17 protein-coding genes are annotated in these 16,055 nt (G+C 61.3%); 10 read left to right on the top strand and 7 right to left on the bottom strand.

Annotated features, from left to right (window positions below):
- Nucleotides 1-363 precede the first annotated feature (363 nt).
- Nucleotides 364-600 carry a 50S ribosomal protein L28 gene (rpmB, locus tag AC3Z8Y_RS24010; protein ID WP_040260312.1) on the top strand — a complete coding sequence of 79 codons (237 nt, stop codon included), beginning with the start codon at nucleotides 364-366 and terminating at the stop codon, nucleotides 598-600.
- A gap of 11 nt (nucleotides 601-611) precedes the next feature.
- Nucleotides 612-767, top strand: coding sequence for a 50S ribosomal protein L33 (rpmG, locus tag AC3Z8Y_RS24005; protein WP_003457707.1), 156 nt, complete (start codon nucleotides 612-614; stop codon nucleotides 765-767).
- A gap of 72 nt (nucleotides 768-839) precedes the next feature.
- Here the strand turns inward: rpmG and AC3Z8Y_RS24000 are convergent, their stop codons facing one another.
- Both AC3Z8Y_RS24000 and AC3Z8Y_RS23995 read right to left on the bottom strand, forming a co-directional pair.
- Complete coding sequence (locus AC3Z8Y_RS24000; RefSeq protein WP_490087858.1) at nucleotides 840-1,043, bottom strand: hypothetical protein; 204 nt, start codon at nucleotides 1,041-1,043, stop codon at nucleotides 840-842.
- 72 nt (nucleotides 1,044-1,115) lie between these two features.
- Nucleotides 1,116-1,478 carry a cupin domain-containing protein gene (locus tag AC3Z8Y_RS23995; protein WP_181111095.1) on the bottom strand — a complete coding sequence of 121 codons (363 nt, stop codon included), beginning with the start codon at nucleotides 1,476-1,478 and terminating at the stop codon, nucleotides 1,116-1,118.
- Nucleotides 1,479-1,654: 176 nt separating this feature from the next.
- Between AC3Z8Y_RS23995 and AC3Z8Y_RS23990 the strand changes: the two genes are divergently transcribed.
- Nucleotides 1,655-3,148, top strand: coding sequence for an aldehyde dehydrogenase (locus AC3Z8Y_RS23990; RefSeq protein WP_490087857.1), 1,494 nt, complete (start codon nucleotides 1,655-1,657; stop codon nucleotides 3,146-3,148).
- A 63-nt stretch (nucleotides 3,149-3,211) separates the two neighbouring features.
- Complete coding sequence (locus tag AC3Z8Y_RS23985) at nucleotides 3,212-4,354, top strand: MFS transporter (protein ID WP_490087856.1); 1,143 nt, start codon at nucleotides 3,212-3,214, stop codon at nucleotides 4,352-4,354.
- A 70-nt stretch (nucleotides 4,355-4,424) separates the two neighbouring features.
- On the opposite strand, the gene AC3Z8Y_RS23980 is transcribed toward AC3Z8Y_RS23985, so the two are convergent.
- Both AC3Z8Y_RS23980 and AC3Z8Y_RS23975 read right to left on the bottom strand, forming a co-directional pair.
- Complete coding sequence (locus AC3Z8Y_RS23980; protein WP_490087855.1) at nucleotides 4,425-5,978, bottom strand: phospholipase D family protein; 1,554 nt, start codon at nucleotides 5,976-5,978, stop codon at nucleotides 4,425-4,427.
- Between the two features lie 54 nt (nucleotides 5,979-6,032).
- On the bottom strand, nucleotides 6,033-7,463 hold the full coding sequence (locus AC3Z8Y_RS23975; protein WP_490087854.1) for an aminotransferase-like domain-containing protein: 1,431 nt from the start codon (nucleotides 7,461-7,463) through the stop codon (nucleotides 6,033-6,035).
- A gap of 171 nt (nucleotides 7,464-7,634) precedes the next feature.
- On the opposite strand from AC3Z8Y_RS23975, the gene AC3Z8Y_RS23970 reads away from it, so the two are divergent.
- A complete protein-coding gene (locus AC3Z8Y_RS23970; protein ID WP_490087853.1) occupies nucleotides 7,635-7,871 on the top strand; it encodes a DUF1127 domain-containing protein in 237 nt (78 codons plus the stop codon).
- Between the two features lie 9 nt (nucleotides 7,872-7,880).
- Here the strand turns inward: AC3Z8Y_RS23970 and AC3Z8Y_RS23965 are convergent, their stop codons facing one another.
- Together AC3Z8Y_RS23965 and AC3Z8Y_RS23960 are read right to left on the bottom strand one after the other, a co-directional pair.
- On the bottom strand, nucleotides 7,881-9,191 hold the full coding sequence (locus AC3Z8Y_RS23965) for an NAD(P)/FAD-dependent oxidoreductase (RefSeq protein WP_490087852.1): 1,311 nt from the start codon (nucleotides 9,189-9,191) through the stop codon (nucleotides 7,881-7,883).
- Between the two features lie 64 nt (nucleotides 9,192-9,255).
- The gene (locus tag AC3Z8Y_RS23960; RefSeq protein ID WP_181111088.1) at nucleotides 9,256-9,744 is read right to left on the bottom strand and encodes an Lrp/AsnC ligand binding domain-containing protein; all 489 of its coding nucleotides are present in this window, start codon (nucleotides 9,742-9,744) and stop codon (nucleotides 9,256-9,258) included.
- A gap of 155 nt (nucleotides 9,745-9,899) precedes the next feature.
- Between AC3Z8Y_RS23960 and dadA the strand changes: the two genes are divergently transcribed.
- The 5 genes from dadA (at nucleotide 9,900) to AC3Z8Y_RS23935 (ending at nucleotide 15,409) form a co-directional block, all read left to right on the top strand.
- Nucleotides 9,900-11,201 (top strand): D-amino acid dehydrogenase, encoded by a 1,302-nt coding sequence (gene dadA, locus AC3Z8Y_RS23955; RefSeq protein WP_490087851.1) that lies wholly within the window; start codon nucleotides 9,900-9,902, stop codon nucleotides 11,199-11,201.
- On the top strand, nucleotides 11,173-11,526 hold the full coding sequence (locus AC3Z8Y_RS23950; RefSeq protein WP_490087850.1) for a RidA family protein: 354 nt from the start codon (nucleotides 11,173-11,175) through the stop codon (nucleotides 11,524-11,526). Before dadA ends, AC3Z8Y_RS23950 begins: the two co-directional genes overlap by 29 nt.
- 74 nt (nucleotides 11,527-11,600) lie before the next feature.
- On the top strand, nucleotides 11,601-12,671 hold the full coding sequence (gene alr, locus AC3Z8Y_RS23945; protein WP_490087849.1) for an alanine racemase: 1,071 nt from the start codon (nucleotides 11,601-11,603) through the stop codon (nucleotides 12,669-12,671).
- A 115-nt stretch (nucleotides 12,672-12,786) separates the two neighbouring features.
- A complete protein-coding gene (locus AC3Z8Y_RS23940) occupies nucleotides 12,787-13,335 on the top strand; it encodes a cupin domain-containing protein (protein WP_490087848.1) in 549 nt (182 codons plus the stop codon).
- 118 nt (nucleotides 13,336-13,453) lie between these two features.
- A complete protein-coding gene (locus AC3Z8Y_RS23935) occupies nucleotides 13,454-15,409 on the top strand; it encodes an acetyl-CoA hydrolase/transferase C-terminal domain-containing protein (protein WP_490087847.1) in 1,956 nt (651 codons plus the stop codon).
- A 63-nt stretch (nucleotides 15,410-15,472) separates the two neighbouring features.
- On the opposite strand, the gene AC3Z8Y_RS23930 is transcribed toward AC3Z8Y_RS23935, so the two are convergent.
- Nucleotides 15,473-16,048, bottom strand: a complete 576-nt coding sequence (locus AC3Z8Y_RS23930; RefSeq protein ID WP_490087846.1) for a xanthine phosphoribosyltransferase — start codon at nucleotides 16,046-16,048, stop codon at nucleotides 15,473-15,475.
- Nucleotides 16,049-16,055: the final 7 nt, after the last annotated feature.

Raw genomic sequence — 16,055 nt, 5'->3', positions numbered from 1 at the left:
CCATCTGCCGGTGCAGTCTGGATTTCCTACCCTAGAGATCTCGTTTCGTTTTCGCCATTCAAATTTTCACTCCTGTTCGACGAATGGCGGCACCGCTGCAACCATTGCAACCCAGGCATTGCGCGGCCGAGAAGCGCCGGGCGGGGGTTGCCCCTGTTGTTGTGGGCCACGCTTTCTGGTATAAAGCAGCGCTCTTTTCTAGGGGTAGAGCGTTTAGCTCATCGAGCCGAGCCTGTGCGGCCGTGCCGTCTGCCCCTGCGAAACACGGTGTTTGAAGGGTTTCGAGCCTTCGCGCCAATTTTGACTGAGAGATAAAGCGGCCAACCCATGCCGGGTTGGGCATGTGGTTTAGAGGGCTGAGGCATGTCGAGAGTCTGTCAAGTTACCGGTAAGGGTCCGGTAACCGGGAACAACATTTCCCACGCAAACAACAAAACCCGTCGTCGTTTCCTGCCGAACCTGCAGCACCATCGCTTCTGGGTCGAGTCCGAAAAGCGTTTCGTGCGTCTGCGCGTATCCGCCAAAGGCATGCGTATCATCGACAAGCGTGGCATTGACGCCGTTCTGGCCGATATTCGCCGCGATGGCATCAAGGTCTAAGGGAGAAAATCATGCGTGAATTGATCCGTTTGGTGTCGAGCGCCGGTACCGGCCACTTCTACACCACCGACAAGAACAAACGTACCACCCCCGACAAGATCGAGATCAAGAAATTTGATCCGGTGGTTCGCAAGCACGTGATCTACAAGGAAGCCAAGATCAAGTAATTGATCTGCGCTTACGAAAAAAACCCGCTTCTTTCGAAGCGGGTTTTTTTTCGCCCAGGGTGCGGTTTCAGATCAGTTGAAAGCGAACCCGGTGATGATGCCATTGGTATCAGCCTGGATGTGCACGCGCTCCGGGTCGAAGATTTTGGTATGCATCTCGTTCGGGCCGATCACCACGGCGCGGCCAGTTACGTCACTGATGTGGGCCTTCACGCTTGGGGCATAAGTGATGCCGATAAGGCCTTGCAGCATCTGAACGATTTCTTCATTGGTCATGGGTCAACTCCTTTTGATGGGCGCCTCGGTCGAGGCACGCTGATCATCGCCAGTAGCCGACCCAGGATTGCGTTACTTATGCGCTTCAAACACGACGTAGATCTTCCGGCAGGGCTCTAGCACTTCCCAGGTGCCCTTGAAGCCTGCGGGGATCACGAACCGGTCGCCGGCACGCACGGTGCGGGCATTGCCGGCCTCATCGCGAAGCACCGACACCCCTTGAACGATTTCGCAGTACTCATGTTCGCTGTAGCTGACCGTCCACTGGCCAACCGCCCCTTCCCATACGCCCGCCGAGAATTGCTCACACGGGCTGCTGTAGTGGTTGAAGACCGCCTGGTCCGGTTCGCCTGCGATGATTTTTTCCGCGGCTGGCCGGTAGCGGACGGGATCTGGCGTCCCAATGGCGAAATCCACGATTTGCTCGACGCTCATGACGATCTCCTTGGTTGTTCAATAAAACGCACATGAGACTGCCGATTGCTGCGCGCTGTCAAATATATTGAAAGCTTTGCGGCAGTGGTTTAGGGTGAACGCCTTTGGCCGAGCTTGGGTCTGGTCGCTGTTTCGACGCGAGCTCCCTGCCTATAAATCTATAAGAGGAGTTCGTTATGTCCACCCTGACCCTGGCTGACTGGCAACAGCGGGCCGATGCCCTGAAAGTCGAAGGCCGCGCCTTTATCAATGGCCAATACACTGACGCAGTGTCGGGCGCTACGTTCGAATGCGTGAGCCCGGTCGATGGTCGACTGCTGGGCCTTGTAGCCAGCTGTGATGAAGCAGACGCCAACCTGGCGGTAGCCAATGCTCGCCAGGTATTCGAATCCGGTGCCTGGTCCCGCCTGGCGCCGGCCAAGCGCAAGTCGGTGATGATTCGTTTTGCCGGCCTGCTCAAGGCCAATGCTGAAGAGTTGGCCTTGCTCGAAACCCTCGACATGGGCAAGCCGATCGGCGACTCATTGAACATCGACGTTCCGGGCGCAGCCAATGCGCTGAGCTGGAGCGGCGAGGCCATCGACAAGATCTACGACGAAGTGGCTGCCACCCCTCACGACCAGTTGGGCCTGGTAACCCGTGAGCCCGTGGGCGTAGTAGGGGCGATCGTGCCGTGGAACTTCCCTCTGATGATGGCGTGCTGGAAGCTGGGCCCTGCGCTGTCTACCGGTAACTCGGTGGTGCTCAAGCCGTCGGAAAAATCCCCGCTCACCGCCATCCGCATCGCGCAACTGGCCATCGAGGCGGGTATTCCCGCTGGCGTGCTGAACGTACTGCCTGGCTATGGCCATACCGTCGGCAAGGCCCTGGCCTTGCACATGGATGTGGATACCGTGGTGTTCACGGGCTCTACCCGTATCGCCAAGCAGCTGATGGTGTATGCAGGCGAGTCCAACATGAAGCGCGTCTGGCTCGAAGCAGGCGGCAAAAGCCCGAACATCGTCTTCGCTGACGCACCGGATCTGCAAGCCGCCGCTGAATCGGCCGCCAGCGCCATTGCCTTCAACCAAGGTGAAGTGTGCACCGCGGGCTCGCGCCTGCTGGTAGAGCGTTCGATCAAGGATCGCTTCCTGCCGATGGTGGTCGAGGCGCTCAAGGGCTGGAAGCCAGGCAACCCGCTGGACCCACAAACCACTGTGGGTGCGCTGGTCGATACCCAGCAGATGAACACCGTGCTGTCGTACATCGATGCTGGCCATAGCGATGGTGCAACGCTGGTCGCAGGCGGCAAGCGCATCCTCGAGGAAACCGGTGGCACCTACGTGGAACCCACCATCTTCGACGGCGTGAGCAATGCCATGCGTATCGCCAAGGAAGAAATCTTCGGCCCAGTGCTGTCGGTGATCACCTTCGATACCGCCGAAGAAGCCGTGGCTATCGCCAACGACACCCCCTACGGCCTGGCCGCAGGCGTGTGGACAGCCGACCTGTCCAAGGCCCATAACACCGCCCGCGCCCTGCGTGCCGGTAGCGTATGGGTGAACCAGTACGATGGCGGCGACATGACCGCACCGTTCGGTGGGTTCAAGCAGTCGGGCAACGGCCGTGACAAGTCGCTGCATGCCTTCGACAAGTACACCGAGCTGAAAGCTACCTGGATCAAGTTGTAATCCCGCCCAGCCCCTGGCCTGGAATGGCCGGGGGCGCCTCGCCTTTCTCGCAGGAGCGCCTCGATGCCGTGGGGAACGTATTTTGCCGTGCTGTCGTCGGTGCTGAGCGTTGGCCTGGCGTTGGGCATGAGCATGCCTCTGGTATCGCTGCGGCTGGAAAGCTGGGGCTATGGCAATTTCGCAATCGGGATCATGTCCGCAATGCCGGCGCTGGGCGTGCTGCTGGGGGCTCGGGTATCCAGCCGCCTCGCTGCTCGCTTCGGCACCGGTCGCGCCATGCAGTTATGCCTGGGCGCGGGCGCTGTTTCGATTGGGCTGCTGGCGCTCTGGCCCAGCTACCCTTTGTGGATACTGCTGCGCCTGGTGATCGGCAGTGTGCTCACCATTGTTTTTGTTTTGGGCGAAAGCTGGATCAACCAGCTGGTGGTGGAGCAATGGCGCGGCCGACTGGTCGCGTTATATGGCTGCTGCTATGCCCTCAGTCAATTGGCCGGTCCGCTGCTTCTTGGCGCGATTGGTACCGAACAGGATCATGGCTTCTGGCTGGCGACAGCGTTGCTGCTGGTGTCTCCGTTCTTGTTGCTCGGCCGTGGCGGCGCGCCGGTCACCGAGGCGGAGACGGTCACCCTGGCGGACCTGTGGATTTTTTGCCGACGCATGCCGGTAATTGCCTACGCTATTGCCTTGTTCGCGGGCTTTGAAGCCTTGATCCTGTCCCTGTTGCCGGTGTACTGCCTGCAACAGGGATATGACGCCCGCATCGCCTTGTACATGGTCAGCGCCGTGGTACTGGGCGATGCGGTTTTACAGCTGCCCATCGGTGTGTTGGCGGACTACCTGCCCCGGCGCGGCCTGTTCCTGGGTTGCGCGGGCCTGCTGGCGGTCAGCAGCGCGTTGATCCCGTTGGCCATCCATCATCCGATGGTGTGGGGGTTGTGGGTGCTGTTCGGCGCCAGCGCCGGAGGCTTGTTTACATTGTCGCTGGTGTTCATCGGCGAGCAGTTCCGTCACGACGAGCTGGTGCGGGCCAACGCCCATGTGGCGCAGTTGTGGGGGGTCGGTTGCCTGATCGGGCCCCTGATTGCCGGCGCGGGTAACCAATGGCTAACCGGCCATGCGCTGCCCTTGATGATGGCCGCCGGTGCGGCCGGCCTGGTACTGCTGGCCTGTCGTCAGCCCGTGCTTGCGGCTGAAAAGGCGGTGTAGGGTCCAGGCGTAGCCTGGCAAGTTCGCAGGCTTGCGCCTACTCCCACAAAATCCGCTTGCCGCGGTCATGTCAAAGTAGCTTTTCCAGCCCGATGCGCTGGCTCACCCAGGCGTTGAGCCGTCGCCACCACTCGCCGGGCTCGCGTTTGAGCACATGCACGCGATGGTCGTCCTCAGTCACCCACTCAAGCTCGTCGTTATTGAGCTCTACCTGGTAGCTCAAGGCTGGTGACATTCCCTGCAATGCAAGCTCACGGGTGTACCCTGCAAGTTCCTGGCTATCGACCAGTACACCCACCTCGGTATTCCACAGTACCGAACGCGGATCGAAGTTGAACGAACCAATGAATACCTTGCGCTTATCCAGCACCATCGCCTTGCTGTGCAAGCTGGAGGCAGAGCTGCCATGCAGCCGGTAGGAGAACCCTGCGTCGTCCCCCGGTTGCCGCCGCAGCTCGAAAAGCCGAACGCCATGCTCCAGCAGTGCCTTGCGGTAGGGCGCATAACCGCCGTGCACCGCTGGCACGTCGGTCGCTTCCAGTGAATTGGTGAGCAGCGAGACAGCTACCCCTTCGTCTGCGCGGCTGGTGAGGTACAGCAAGCCGGGTTCACGAGGCACAAAGTACGCTGAAATCAGCAATAGCTCCTGGTGGACACTCAATAACTCAGGGGCCAACTGGGTGGTGAGCAACAGGTGAGGGTCTGGCTCGCCGCTGGAGAGGATCTTGGCTGGTGCGTCCCACATCACGGTGCTGGGCGCCCAGATCAGCTCCTGGCGCCACGTGCTGAGCCGTGGAGCGTCGCGGTAGCTCATCAAACGGTCATACAGGGCTTTCTGTTTTACGCTCGCCTTGCGCAATGACGCATCCAACCGTTCTCGAAAGCCCGGTAGTGCCTGACGCGCGACGGGTACATCGGAAAGCTCTCCAAGCGGCCGGCTGAGCCGATGGTTCCAATACTGGTCGAAGCTGTAACCCAGGTCTCGGGCCACCGGGCCGAACCCCAGCAGGTCGATGTCAGTGAAATTCAGGTTGGGCTTGGCGTCGAAGTATTCATCGCCCAGGTTGCGTCCGCCCACGATGGCCGCGCTGTCGTCAGCGATCCAGACCTTGTTGTGCATGCGCCGGTGCTGCTGGGACAGGTCGAGCAGGCGGCCAAAGCCCCGGGTAACACCGGTGCCGCGCCCCAGGTGAGTGGGGTTGAACAGGCGCACCTCGATGTCGGGATGGCTGGCCACCGTTTCCAGCAGGCCCTCAAGATCATCGCTGGCAGTGTCATCGAGCAGGATGCGCACCCGCACCCCCCGATCGGCAGCGTCCAGTAGCTCGCGCATCAATGTGCGGGTACTGAGCCCGTCGTGCACGATGTAATACTGAATGTCCAGGCTGGTTCGCGCGTTGCGGATCAACTCCGCGCGGGCGCGAAACGCTTCGCCACTATCGGGCAACAGCCGAAAGCCGGATTGCCCCGGGTGGCCGTGGGCCTGTTCAAGAACGGAGCGGCCGAATGCAGATTGCTCCGCCGGGATCCTTTCACTGGGCACGGGCGGCCGCGCCTGGCCCGCGCAACCCGCAAGCACCAGGCTCAAGAGCACAACCGCCAGCAGGCGGGCAGTGAGGGGCATAGCGGTCTCGCTGCGATCCATAGAGCCTATGTGACAACCGTTGCGCTTGGAAAGTTACGCCCCAACGGCCTGCATTCTGGCCAACAAGGCGCTTGCGGTTTCACCCACCTGCCTTACAGCAGCTTCGAGGGCGGGGGTAGGGCGGGGCGCGAAGTTCATGCGCAGGCAGTTACGAAACTTGCCGGAGGCCGAGAAGATGCTGCCTACCGCAATCTGTACCCCCTGCCCGAGCAGCGCCTGATTCAGCCGCAGCGTGTCGAAGCCTTCCGGCAATTCGATCCACAGCATGAAGCCGCCCTGGGGACGGCTGGCGCGAGTACCTTCGGGGAAATAGCGCCGCACCCAGTCGGTCATCTGGTCACGGCCGCGTTGGTATTGCGCACGCATGCGGCGCAGGTGGGGCTCGTAATGACCGCCCTCGATGAAATCGGCAATCGCCAATTGTGGCTGGGTAGCCGTGCTGCCGGTGCCGATGTACTTCATGTGCAGTACTCGCTCAAGGTAGCGCCCTGGCGCGACCCAGCCAACCCGCAGGCCCGGCGCGAGTGTCTTGGAAAACGAGCTGCACAGCAGTACCCGGCCATCCACGTCGAACGACTTGATGGTGCGCGGGCGGGGATAGGTATACGCAAGGTCGCCATACACGTCGTCCTCGATGATGGCCACGTCGTAGCGCTGCGCCAAGGTCAACAGCTGCCGTTTACGCGCTTCCGGCATGATGTAGCCGAAGGGGTTGTTACAGTTGGGCGTGAGCTGAATAACCTTGATCGGCCACTGTTCCAGTGCCAGTTCCAATGCCTCCAGGCTGATCCCGGAAAGAGGGTCGGTAGGGATTTCCAGCGCCTTCATGCCCAGCCCCTTGAGGGTTTGCATGGCGCCGAAGAAGCTGGGCGAATCTACCGCGACGATATCCCCTGGCTGGCAAATGGCGCGCACGCTGCTGGACAGCGCTTCATGGCAACCGGTAGTCACCACCAGGTCGGCGGCGGTCAGGCGGCAGCCCGAATCCACCAGCAGGCGGGCGATCTGCTCGCGCAGTGCTTCGGTGCCATACACCGTGTCGTAATACAGCCCGGGCATGTCCTGGCGCCGGCTGAGCTGAGCCAGGCTGCGCAACAGTGGCTTGAGGGTGGCGCTGGTCACGTCAGGCATGCCGCGCCCTAGCTGCACAATGTCCTTGCGGGGTGGGGTGCGTACCAGCTCCACCACTTGGTCCCACTGGGAAATGTCCACGGGGCGCTGCGCCGGGCGACCCACTTCTGGCAGTGCCGGCAGTGTCTTGTTCGATACGAAGTACCCCGATTTCGGGCGCGGCGCGGCCAGGCCGTTGTCTTCGAGTAGCCGATAGGCCTGCTGTACGGTGCTTAAACTCACGCCGTGTTCTGTACTGAGCGCACGGACCGAGGGCAACCGATCACCGGGGCGATACAAGCCCTGTTCGATTCGGTCTTCAAGCAGGCGGGCAAGGTTCATGTAGAGGGTCATGGAATACTCTTCGCTAGTAGTACGCGCTGAGACAGTACAGATTTGGCAGAAATATAGCATTCAGCGTAGTAAAGCCGCCATCTGTATGGAAAAGAAGGATGACTTTTGAATCTGTAATGCGCTGGCCGCCAGTGGCATCCTTTCGTCCAGGATGCACGGGAGGCTTCAGACATGAACGGCTTCACAGATGTACGGCTCTATCTCAAACAACAGGAACTGGACCCGTCGACCCGCAGCGTGGGTGCCGGCAAAAGCGGGCCCGCCGGACTGAGCCGCTGGGCGTTGATGTGCCACCGGTGGGTCACGCGCCGCCAACTGCTGGCGCTCTCTGCCAGCGAACTGGCGGATGTGGGCCTGACTGCCCAGCAGCAGAGGGAGGAGGGGTTGAAGCCGTTCTGGCGAGAATAGGCCGCCGGCTCAGACGAGTTCCTTGAGCCGGTGCCATAGCATGCCGAGGGCCAGCAAGGGCGAACGCAGATGCTTGCCTCCGGGGAAGGTCATGTGCGGCACCTTTGCGAACAGGTCGAACCCGCCGCCTACCTTGCCGGTAATGGCCTCGGCCAGCAGCCGCCCCGCCAAGTGGGTAGCGTTCAGGCCATGCCCGGCATAGGCCTGGGCGTAGTACACGTTGGGGTGGCTGGCGAGGCGGCCGATCTGAGGCAACCGGTTGGCGCCGATCCCGATCATGCCGCCCCACTGGTAGTCGATGCGCACGCCGCTCAGCTGCGGGAAAACTTTTACCATCTTGGGGCGCATGTAGGCGGCAATGTCCTGCGGATCGCGCCCGGAATAGTGGCAAGCGCCGCCGAACAGCAGCCGGCGGTCCGCGGAAAGGCGGAAGTAATCCACGGTGACTCGCTGATCGCACGCCGCCATATTGCGCGGCAGTAGCTCATGGGCAAGTGCCTCGGGCAGCGGCTCGGTGGCAATGATGTAACTTCCCGCTGGCAACACCTTGCCGCCCAGCTCAGGGTTCAGGCTACCCAGATAGGCGTTGCAAGCCAGCACCAGTGTCTCGGCGCGAACCGAGCCGTACGCAGTGTGCACGCTTATTTCCGGCCCGTAGTCGATACGGGTCACTGCTGAACGTTCGAACACATGGGCGCCCAGGCGTCGCGCCACGGCAGCTTCCCCAAGCGCCAGATTCAAAGGGTGCAGGTGGCCAGAGCCCATGTCGACCAGGCCACCGTGATAGCGCGCGGAACCTACCACGCCGGGCAACTGCTGCGTGGTGATCAACTCCATGGCATGGCGGTACCCCAGCCCGCGTAACTCGGCTATTTCCGCGGCGAATGCTTCGAACTGGACGGGCTTGTTGGCCAGATCGCAATAACCCCAGGTGAGGTCGCATGCCAGGTCGTATTTTTCGACTCGCTGCCGAACGATCTCCACCGCCTCAAGGCCCATCCGCTTGAGCTGGCGCACGCCGCCATGCCCAAGCAAGGGCTCGAACTGCTCAACGTCGTGGCCCACCCCACGAATCAACTGCCCTCCGTTACGCCCCGAGGCGCCCCAGCCAATGGTTCGCGCCTCGAGCAGCGCCACGCTCATCCCCCGTTCGGCCAGCTCGATGGCGGTATTGAGGCCACTGAAGCCGCCGCCCACGATGCACACGTCGACCTTGAGCTCACCCTGCAGGTGAGGATATTCCGGCAGGCCAAGGCGAGTCGCTTCGTAATAGGAAGCGGGTTGATCGGAAGGTGAGGCATGCCGGACGGTGGCATCCATAAGCGCATCCTGGTGGTGTGGCTGTTAGCTAAATTTAACACCCGTGGGTGTATTCATGCACGGGTCAGTCCGGTATTGGCAGCGTGAGGCTTTCTTTGACCTCTTCCATCACAATGTAACTTTTGGATTCACGCACGTGCGGCAGCTTCAACAAAATGTCCCCCAGCAACTTGCGGTAGGAAGCCATTTCGGAAATGCGTGCCTTTACGAGGTAGTCGAAATCCCCAGACACCAGATGGCATTCCAATACGTGTGGCAACTTGAGCACTGCCCGCCTGAACTCCTCGAAGGTATCTCCGGATTTGTAGTCCAGGCTGATTTCCACGAACACCAGCAGGCTACCTTTCAGGTGTTGCGGATTGAGCCGAGCGTAATAGCCCATGATGATGCCTTCTCGCTCCAGCCGCCGAACACGCTCGGTACAGGGCGTGGTGGATAGCCCCACCTTTTCCCCCAGCTCGGTGAAGGACAGGCGCCCGTCGGCCTGCAACAGGCGCAGAATATTGCGGTCAATCCTATCAAGCTCGCGCTTGGTCTGATGATGGGTGCGCATAGGCGATGCCCCTCCGGAAAAGCCAATTTTGCCGAGAATTCTCGCCAAATATAGCGCTACATACAGTGAATAGCACTGGTTTCCAGTCCATATACTGCCGTCAATTTCGTCTAGAACACATTCGAACCGCGGCCGGCCGCGAGAAGGGGTTGAACATGCGAGTACTGGTATTGGGCAGTGGGGTGATCGGCACCACTACCGCGTATTACCTCGCGCGGCAGGGCTTCGAGGTTGTAGTGGTCGACCGTCAGCCTGCGGTGGCGATGGAAACCAGTTTCGCCAACGCAGGCCAGGTATCCCCTGGTTATGCTTCGCCCTGGGCCGCGCCGGGTATTCCACTCAAGGCGCTCACATGGTTGGCGCAGCGCCATGCTCCGTTGGCGATCAAGGCTACCGGCAGCCTGGACCAATACCTGTGGATGGCGCAAATGCTGCGTAACTGCACGGCCAGCCGCTATGCGATCAACAAGGAGCGGATGGTACGGCTGTCGGAGTACAGCCGCGATTGCCTCGATGAGTTGCGTGCCGAAACCGGCATCACCTACGAAGGCCGCACACTGGGCACTACGCAGGTGTTCCGTACCCAAGAGCAGCTGGATAACGCGGCGAAGGACATCGCCGTTTTGAAACAGTCGGGTGTGCCTTACGAAGTGCTTGATCGCGCCGGCATCGCCCGTGTGGAGCCCGCGCTTGCGGCCACCGGGGATTTGCTTGTAGGCGCGCTGCGCCTGCCTAACGATCAAACCGGCGATTGCCAGATGTTCACCACGCGCCTGGCAGAAATGGCCAAGGCGCTGGGCGTGGAGTTCCGGTTCGGGCAAACCATCGAGCGGCTGGATTTCGCCGGCGACCGCGTGAACGGTGTGGTCATCGACGGCAAGCTGGAAACTGCTGACCGCTACGTGCTTGCGCTGGGCAGTTACTCGCCTGCGCTGCTGAAGCCATTGGGGATCAAGGCGCCGGTATATCCACTGAAGGGTTACTCGCTGACCGTGCCGATTACCGATGCGTCGATGGCACCTACGTCGACCATCCTCGACGAAACCTACAAGGTGGCGATCACCCGTTTCGATAATCGCATTCGGGTAGGGGGCATGGCAGAGATTGCCGGCTTCGATCTGTCGCTCAACCCCCGCCGGCGCGAAACGCTGGAGATGATCGTGAATGATCTCTATCCTCGCGGCGGCGACCTTGCGCAGGCTACGTTCTGGACAGGCTTGCGCCCGACCACGCCCGATGGCACGCCTATCGTGGGGGCGACGCCGATGCGCAACCTGTTCCTCAATACCGGCCACGGTACGCTTGGCTGGACCATGGCCTGCGGCTCGGGTCGCCTGCTCGCGGATCTGATGGCGCGCAAGAAGCCGCAAATCAGCGCCCAGGGCCTCGACATTTCCCGCTACGGCGGTCACCAGGAGAACGCCAGGCATGGTAATCCAGCGCCAGCTCACCAATGAACGCATGAGCCAGATCGTCACCCATAACGGCGTGGTGTATCTGGCTGGCCAGGTCGGCGACGACATGACGGCCGGCATCGAGCAACAAACCCGGGAAACCCTGGCAAACATCGAGCGGCTGCTCGACCTGGCGGGCTCCAGCAAGGAGCAGCTGCTCTCGGTGACCATTTACCTGAAAGACATCGACGCTCATTTCGAAGGCATGAATGCCGTGTGGGACACCTGGTTGCCCAAAGGCTTTGCGCCAGCCCGGGCGACGGTGGAGGCCAAGCTGTGCGAGCCGGAAATTCTCGTTGAGCTGTCGGTGACTGCTGCCCTGAAGTAACGATTCCTCGCCCGGCGGGTCTTCGGATCAGCCGGGTTTTTTCTGCCTGAACCTCAACCTCGAAGAGCCCTGTCATGCGCCCCGCCCGTGCCCTTATCGACCTGCAAGCCCTGCGTGAAAATTACCGTCTGGCGCGCGAGCTCACTGACGCTCGCGCCTTGGCGGTTATCAAGGCCGATGCGTATGGGCACGGCGCGGTGCGTTGCGCGCAAGCGCTCGCCGAGGTGGCCGATGGTTTCGCGGTGGCCTGTATCGAGGAGGCCTTGCAGCTGCGCGAGGCAGGTATCCAGGCGCCTGTCCTGCTGTTGGAAGGTTTCTTCGAAGCCGCTGAATTGCCGCTGATCGCCGAGCACAATCTCTGGTGCGTGGCTCACTCGCTGTGGCAGGTGGAGGCGATAGAGCAGGCCTTGTTGCAAACGCCGATCACGGTGTGGCTGAAGATGGATTCCGGGATGCACCGGGTAGGTGTACATCCGGCCGACTATGCCATGGCCTATCAGCGCCTGCTGGCAAGCGGCAAGGTCGCCAAAGTAGTGTTGATGAGCCATTTCTCCAGCGCCGATGAGTTGGACAACCCTCGCAGCGCCGAGCAAGTGGCGCAGTTCAACCAGGCCAGCGAAGGCCTCGCCGCCGAAGTGAGCTTGCGCAACTCACCCGCTGTGCTGGGTTGGCCACAAGTGCCCAGTGACTGGGTGCGCCCAGGGATCATGCTGTATGGCGCCAGCCCCTTCGAACAGCCACACCCCAACGCCGACCGCCTGCAGCCGGTGATGACGCTTGAATCCCGGGTGATCTGCGTGCGTGAATTGCCCGAAGGCGAGCCGATCGGGTACGGGCAGAGCTTCGTGACCGACCGCCCGATGCGCGTGGGCGTGGTTGCCATGGGGTACGCCGATGGCTACCCACGTCATGCACCTACTGGCACACCGGTGATGGTGGCCGGTAAACGAAGCCGCCTGCTGGGCCGGGTGTCCATGGACATGTTGTGCGTGGACCTTACCGACGTACCCGAAGCCACCCTCGGCAGCCCGGTTGAGCTGTGGGGGCGCCAGGTACTTGCCAGCGAAGTGGCCACCTGGGCGCAAGCCATTCCCTACCAGCTGTTCTGCAACCTCAAGCGGGTGCCGCTCGTGTACAGCGAGTAAACCGCAGGTAGCTGCGAAATAACCCTTCGGCGGGTGCGGGTGTTGTAAATACTGAACGCTGTTGCGATCATACCGTTCATTATTGCCAGCAGATGCCCCGAGGAGGGTTCCGTCATTGGACGTCGGTGAACGATTGCAAGCCATTCGCAAGCTCAAGGGCCTGTCTCAACGTGAGTTGGCCAAACGCGCGGGGGTGACCAACAGCACCATCTCGATGATCGAGAAAAACAGCGTAAGCCCGTCGATCAGTTCGCTGCGCAAAGTGCTGAGCGGGATACCCATGTCCATGGTGGAGTTCTTTTCCGAGGAACTCGCCCCCGAAAGCACGGCCCAGATTGTCTACAAGGCCAACGAGCTGATCGATATCTCTGACGGCGAAGTCACCATGAAGCTGGTTGGGCGAGGCCACGTCAGCCGCGCGATTGCCTTTCTGACCGAGATCTATCCTCCGGGCGCCGATACTGGCGAAGAAATGCTCACGCATGACGGCGAGGAAACCGGCATCCTCATCGAGGGCCGCCTGGAGCTTGTCGTGGGCCTGGAAACGTTCGTGCTGGAAGCTGGCGACAGTTACTACTTTGAAAGCACCCGCCCGCACCGCTTCCGCAACCCCTACGACGTTCCCGCTCGGCTGATCAGCGCGGCAACCCCGGCGAATTTCTGAGCCAGCGGTTTGCCTCGATGGCCTATTCGCAGGCTGACGCCTACTCCCACATCCGCCGTACCGAAACATTCAACCGCGGCGCGGTCATAGTCACAGAGCATCCGAAACGGAGGTTGTGATGACTGATGTGCTAAGCCTGGAACGCGCGGTAGATGTAGTGTTGGAGCGCTTGCCCGCGCATATCCGGCTTGGTCTTCCCCTTGGGTTGGGCAAGCCGAACCGGTTTGCCAACGCTTTGTACGCCCGGATCAAAGCCCTTCCCGAGCGGCAGCTCACGATTTATACCGCCCTGTGCCTGAGCCGCCCGCCACTGGGCGACGGATTGCAACGTCGTTTTCTGGAACCCTTCATCGAACGGGTTTACGGCGATTACCCTGAGCTGGACTTTGTAGCGGACCTGGCGGCCGACGCCTTGCCAGCAAACGTGCGGGTCGAGCAGTTTTTCATGCAGCCCGGTGCGCTCGGGGGTAGCCATCAGGCCCAGCAGGGCTATGTAAGCAGCAACTACAGCCATGCGGCCAGAGACATCAATGCCCAAGGCATCAACCTCGTGGCCCAACTCGTGGCTGAAGACCCACAACGGCCTGGCTTGCTCAGCCTCAGCTGCAATCCTGATATCACGCTCGACCTGCTGCCCATGCTGGAGCACCGCCGCTGGGGCGGTGAAACCATTCTGATGCTGGGCCAGGTACATGCTCAACTGCCCTACATGCCGGGCGAGGCGGAGGTCCCGCGCGAACAGTTCGACCTGCTGATTGATACCCCCGAGCAAACGCCGCTGTTCTCTACGCCCAATCAGCCAGTTGGCGTACGTGAGCACTTCATCGGTTTGCATGCCAGTACATTGGTACGCGATGGCGGTACGTTGCAGATAGGCATCGGCGCGCTGGGCGATGCGATCACCGCGGCGTTGCTTGCCCGCCAGGCAGACAACACAGGGTATCGCTCCCTGGTGCAGGAAGCCCAGCTACAACAGTGGGATGAGCTGATCCAGAGGGAAGGCGGGCTGGCGCCCTTTGCCGAAGGGCTTTATGGCTGCAGCGAAATGTTCGTCAATGGCTTGCTGGTGCTCGCCGATGCCGGCGTACTGCGCCGCCGCGTGACGGGCGGCCCCAACGGCCCCGGCCCCGAATTGGATGAAGAGGGCGCGGTGCTCCACGGTGGCTTCTTCCTGGGCCCCTCGGCGTTCTATGCCCGGCTTCGGGAAATGCCGCTACAGGCCAGGGCCCGTTTCGCCATGACTGCCATCAGCTACGTGAACAAGCTGTATGGCGATGAAGACCTCAAGCGTCAGCAGCGCCGACACGCCCGGTTCATCAACACTGCGTTGAGCGTCAATCTGTTCGGTGCGGCGGCGTCCGACCAGTTGCAAGACGGCCGCGTGCTCAGCGGTGTAGGAGGTCAGTTCGACTTCGTGGTGCAAGGGCATGAACTTGAGCGGGCAAGGTCCATCCTGCTCCTGCGCAGCTGGCGTGAAAGCGGTGGCGTGGTGAGCTCCAATATCGTGTGGGAGCAGAACCACTGCACCATCCCACGGCACTTGCGCGATATCGTGATCACCGAATACGGCATCGCGGACTTGCGCGGCAAAAGCGACGCTCAGGTAATCGAGGCGTTGCTGAACATCGCTGACTCGCGGTTTCAGCCGGCGCTTCTCGACCAGGCACAGCTGGCGGGCAAACTGCCAAGAGACTTCCGGATAGACGCGCGCTTCACGGATAACACCCCGCAGCGGCTGGAGGACATCCGTACTCGGCATGCTCACCTGTTCCCGGAATACCCTTTAGGCAGCGATTTCTCGGAAGCGGAAAAAGACCTTCTGCGAGCGCTGAACTGGCTCAAAAGCAAATTCCACCTCACCGAATTGCTGGACTTGGGACGTGCTGCGCTGGACGCGCCCAGCGCTTCGCTGTATCCCGAACACCTGGCGCGCATGAGCCTGGACGAGCCCGGAGGCCTGCGTGAGCAGTTGGAGCAGCGGCTGCTGTTGGCGGGGTTACAGGCCACTCGGCCGCACTGGCCAACCCCCATGCCTGCCCCCATGGCCGCCACGCCTGCGCGCGACCTGGAGTAACCGCGACCTGGAGTAACAAGGCAGTGCCGGGAGGACGCTGAAAACCCCCTCCCGGCTAATGCGTCATTCAGGTATGAACGTCACCTTGCCGCCAGCCAGGGATGCGACCCGCGCTAGCGACTCTACCCGGTAACCCTGCTCTTCCAGCTGGGCACGGCCGGTCTGGAAGGACTTTTCGATCACGATGCCCAGCCCGGCCACGTGGGCACCGGCCTGGTGGATGATCGAAATCAACGCCTGGGACGCCCGCCCGTTGGCGAGGAAGTCGTCGATGATCAATACCTGATCATCCTTGGCCAAGTGCCGCGGCGAAATGGCGACTGTGCTTTCCGTCTGCTTGGTGAAGGAATACACCGGGGCGGTAAGCAGGTGCTCGGTAAGGGTCAGCGAAGCATGCTTGCGGGCGAATATCACCGGCACGCCCAGGATCAACCCGGTCATTACCGCCGGCGCAATGCCGGAGGCTTCGATGGTGACGATCTTGTCGATACCCAGGCCGCTGAAACGGCGGGCGAATTCCTCGCCGATGGCTTGCATCAGGGCAGGGTCGATCTGGTGATTGAGGAAGGCGTCCACCTTGAGTACCTGGTCGGACAATACGATCCCTTCTTCACGGATCTTGTTATGCAGGGCTTCCACGGGGGCT

This window comes from Pseudomonas sp. 3MAES_34.3B (assembly GCF_058145875.1).
This window is presented reverse-complemented; position numbering and strand designations above follow the sequence as displayed.

Excerpts from the sequence above, each read along its gene's own strand:
- rpmB (WP_040260312.1), top strand. The coding sequence starts at position 364 with ATGTCGAGAGTCTGTCAAGTTACCGGTAAGGGTCCGGTAACCGGGAAC.
- rpmG (WP_003457707.1), top strand. The coding sequence starts at position 612 with ATGCGTGAATTGATCCGTTTGGTGTCGAGCGCCGGTACCGGCCACTTC.
- AC3Z8Y_RS24000 (WP_490087858.1), bottom strand. The coding sequence starts at position 1,043 with ATGACCAATGAAGAAATCGTTCAGATGCTGCAAGGCCTTATCGGCATC.
- AC3Z8Y_RS23995 (WP_181111095.1), bottom strand. The coding sequence starts at position 1,478 with ATGAGCGTCGAGCAAATCGTGGATTTCGCCATTGGGACGCCAGATCCC.
- AC3Z8Y_RS23990 (WP_490087857.1), top strand. The coding sequence starts at position 1,655 with ATGTCCACCCTGACCCTGGCTGACTGGCAACAGCGGGCCGATGCCCTG.
- AC3Z8Y_RS23985 (WP_490087856.1), top strand. The coding sequence starts at position 3,212 with ATGCCGTGGGGAACGTATTTTGCCGTGCTGTCGTCGGTGCTGAGCGTT.
- AC3Z8Y_RS23980 (WP_490087855.1), bottom strand. The coding sequence starts at position 5,978 with ATGCCCCTCACTGCCCGCCTGCTGGCGGTTGTGCTCTTGAGCCTGGTG.
- AC3Z8Y_RS23975 (WP_490087854.1), bottom strand. The coding sequence starts at position 7,463 with ATGACCCTCTACATGAACCTTGCCCGCCTGCTTGAAGACCGAATCGAA.
- AC3Z8Y_RS23970 (WP_490087853.1), top strand. The coding sequence starts at position 7,635 with ATGAACGGCTTCACAGATGTACGGCTCTATCTCAAACAACAGGAACTG.
- AC3Z8Y_RS23965 (WP_490087852.1), bottom strand. The coding sequence starts at position 9,191 with ATGGATGCCACCGTCCGGCATGCCTCACCTTCCGATCAACCCGCTTCC.
- AC3Z8Y_RS23960 (WP_181111088.1), bottom strand. The coding sequence starts at position 9,744 with ATGCGCACCCATCATCAGACCAAGCGCGAGCTTGATAGGATTGACCGC.
- dadA (WP_490087851.1), top strand. The coding sequence starts at position 9,900 with ATGCGAGTACTGGTATTGGGCAGTGGGGTGATCGGCACCACTACCGCG.
- AC3Z8Y_RS23950 (WP_490087850.1), top strand. The coding sequence starts at position 11,173 with ATGGTAATCCAGCGCCAGCTCACCAATGAACGCATGAGCCAGATCGTC.
- alr (WP_490087849.1), top strand. The coding sequence starts at position 11,601 with ATGCGCCCCGCCCGTGCCCTTATCGACCTGCAAGCCCTGCGTGAAAAT.
- AC3Z8Y_RS23935 (WP_490087847.1), top strand. The coding sequence starts at position 13,454 with ATGACTGATGTGCTAAGCCTGGAACGCGCGGTAGATGTAGTGTTGGAG.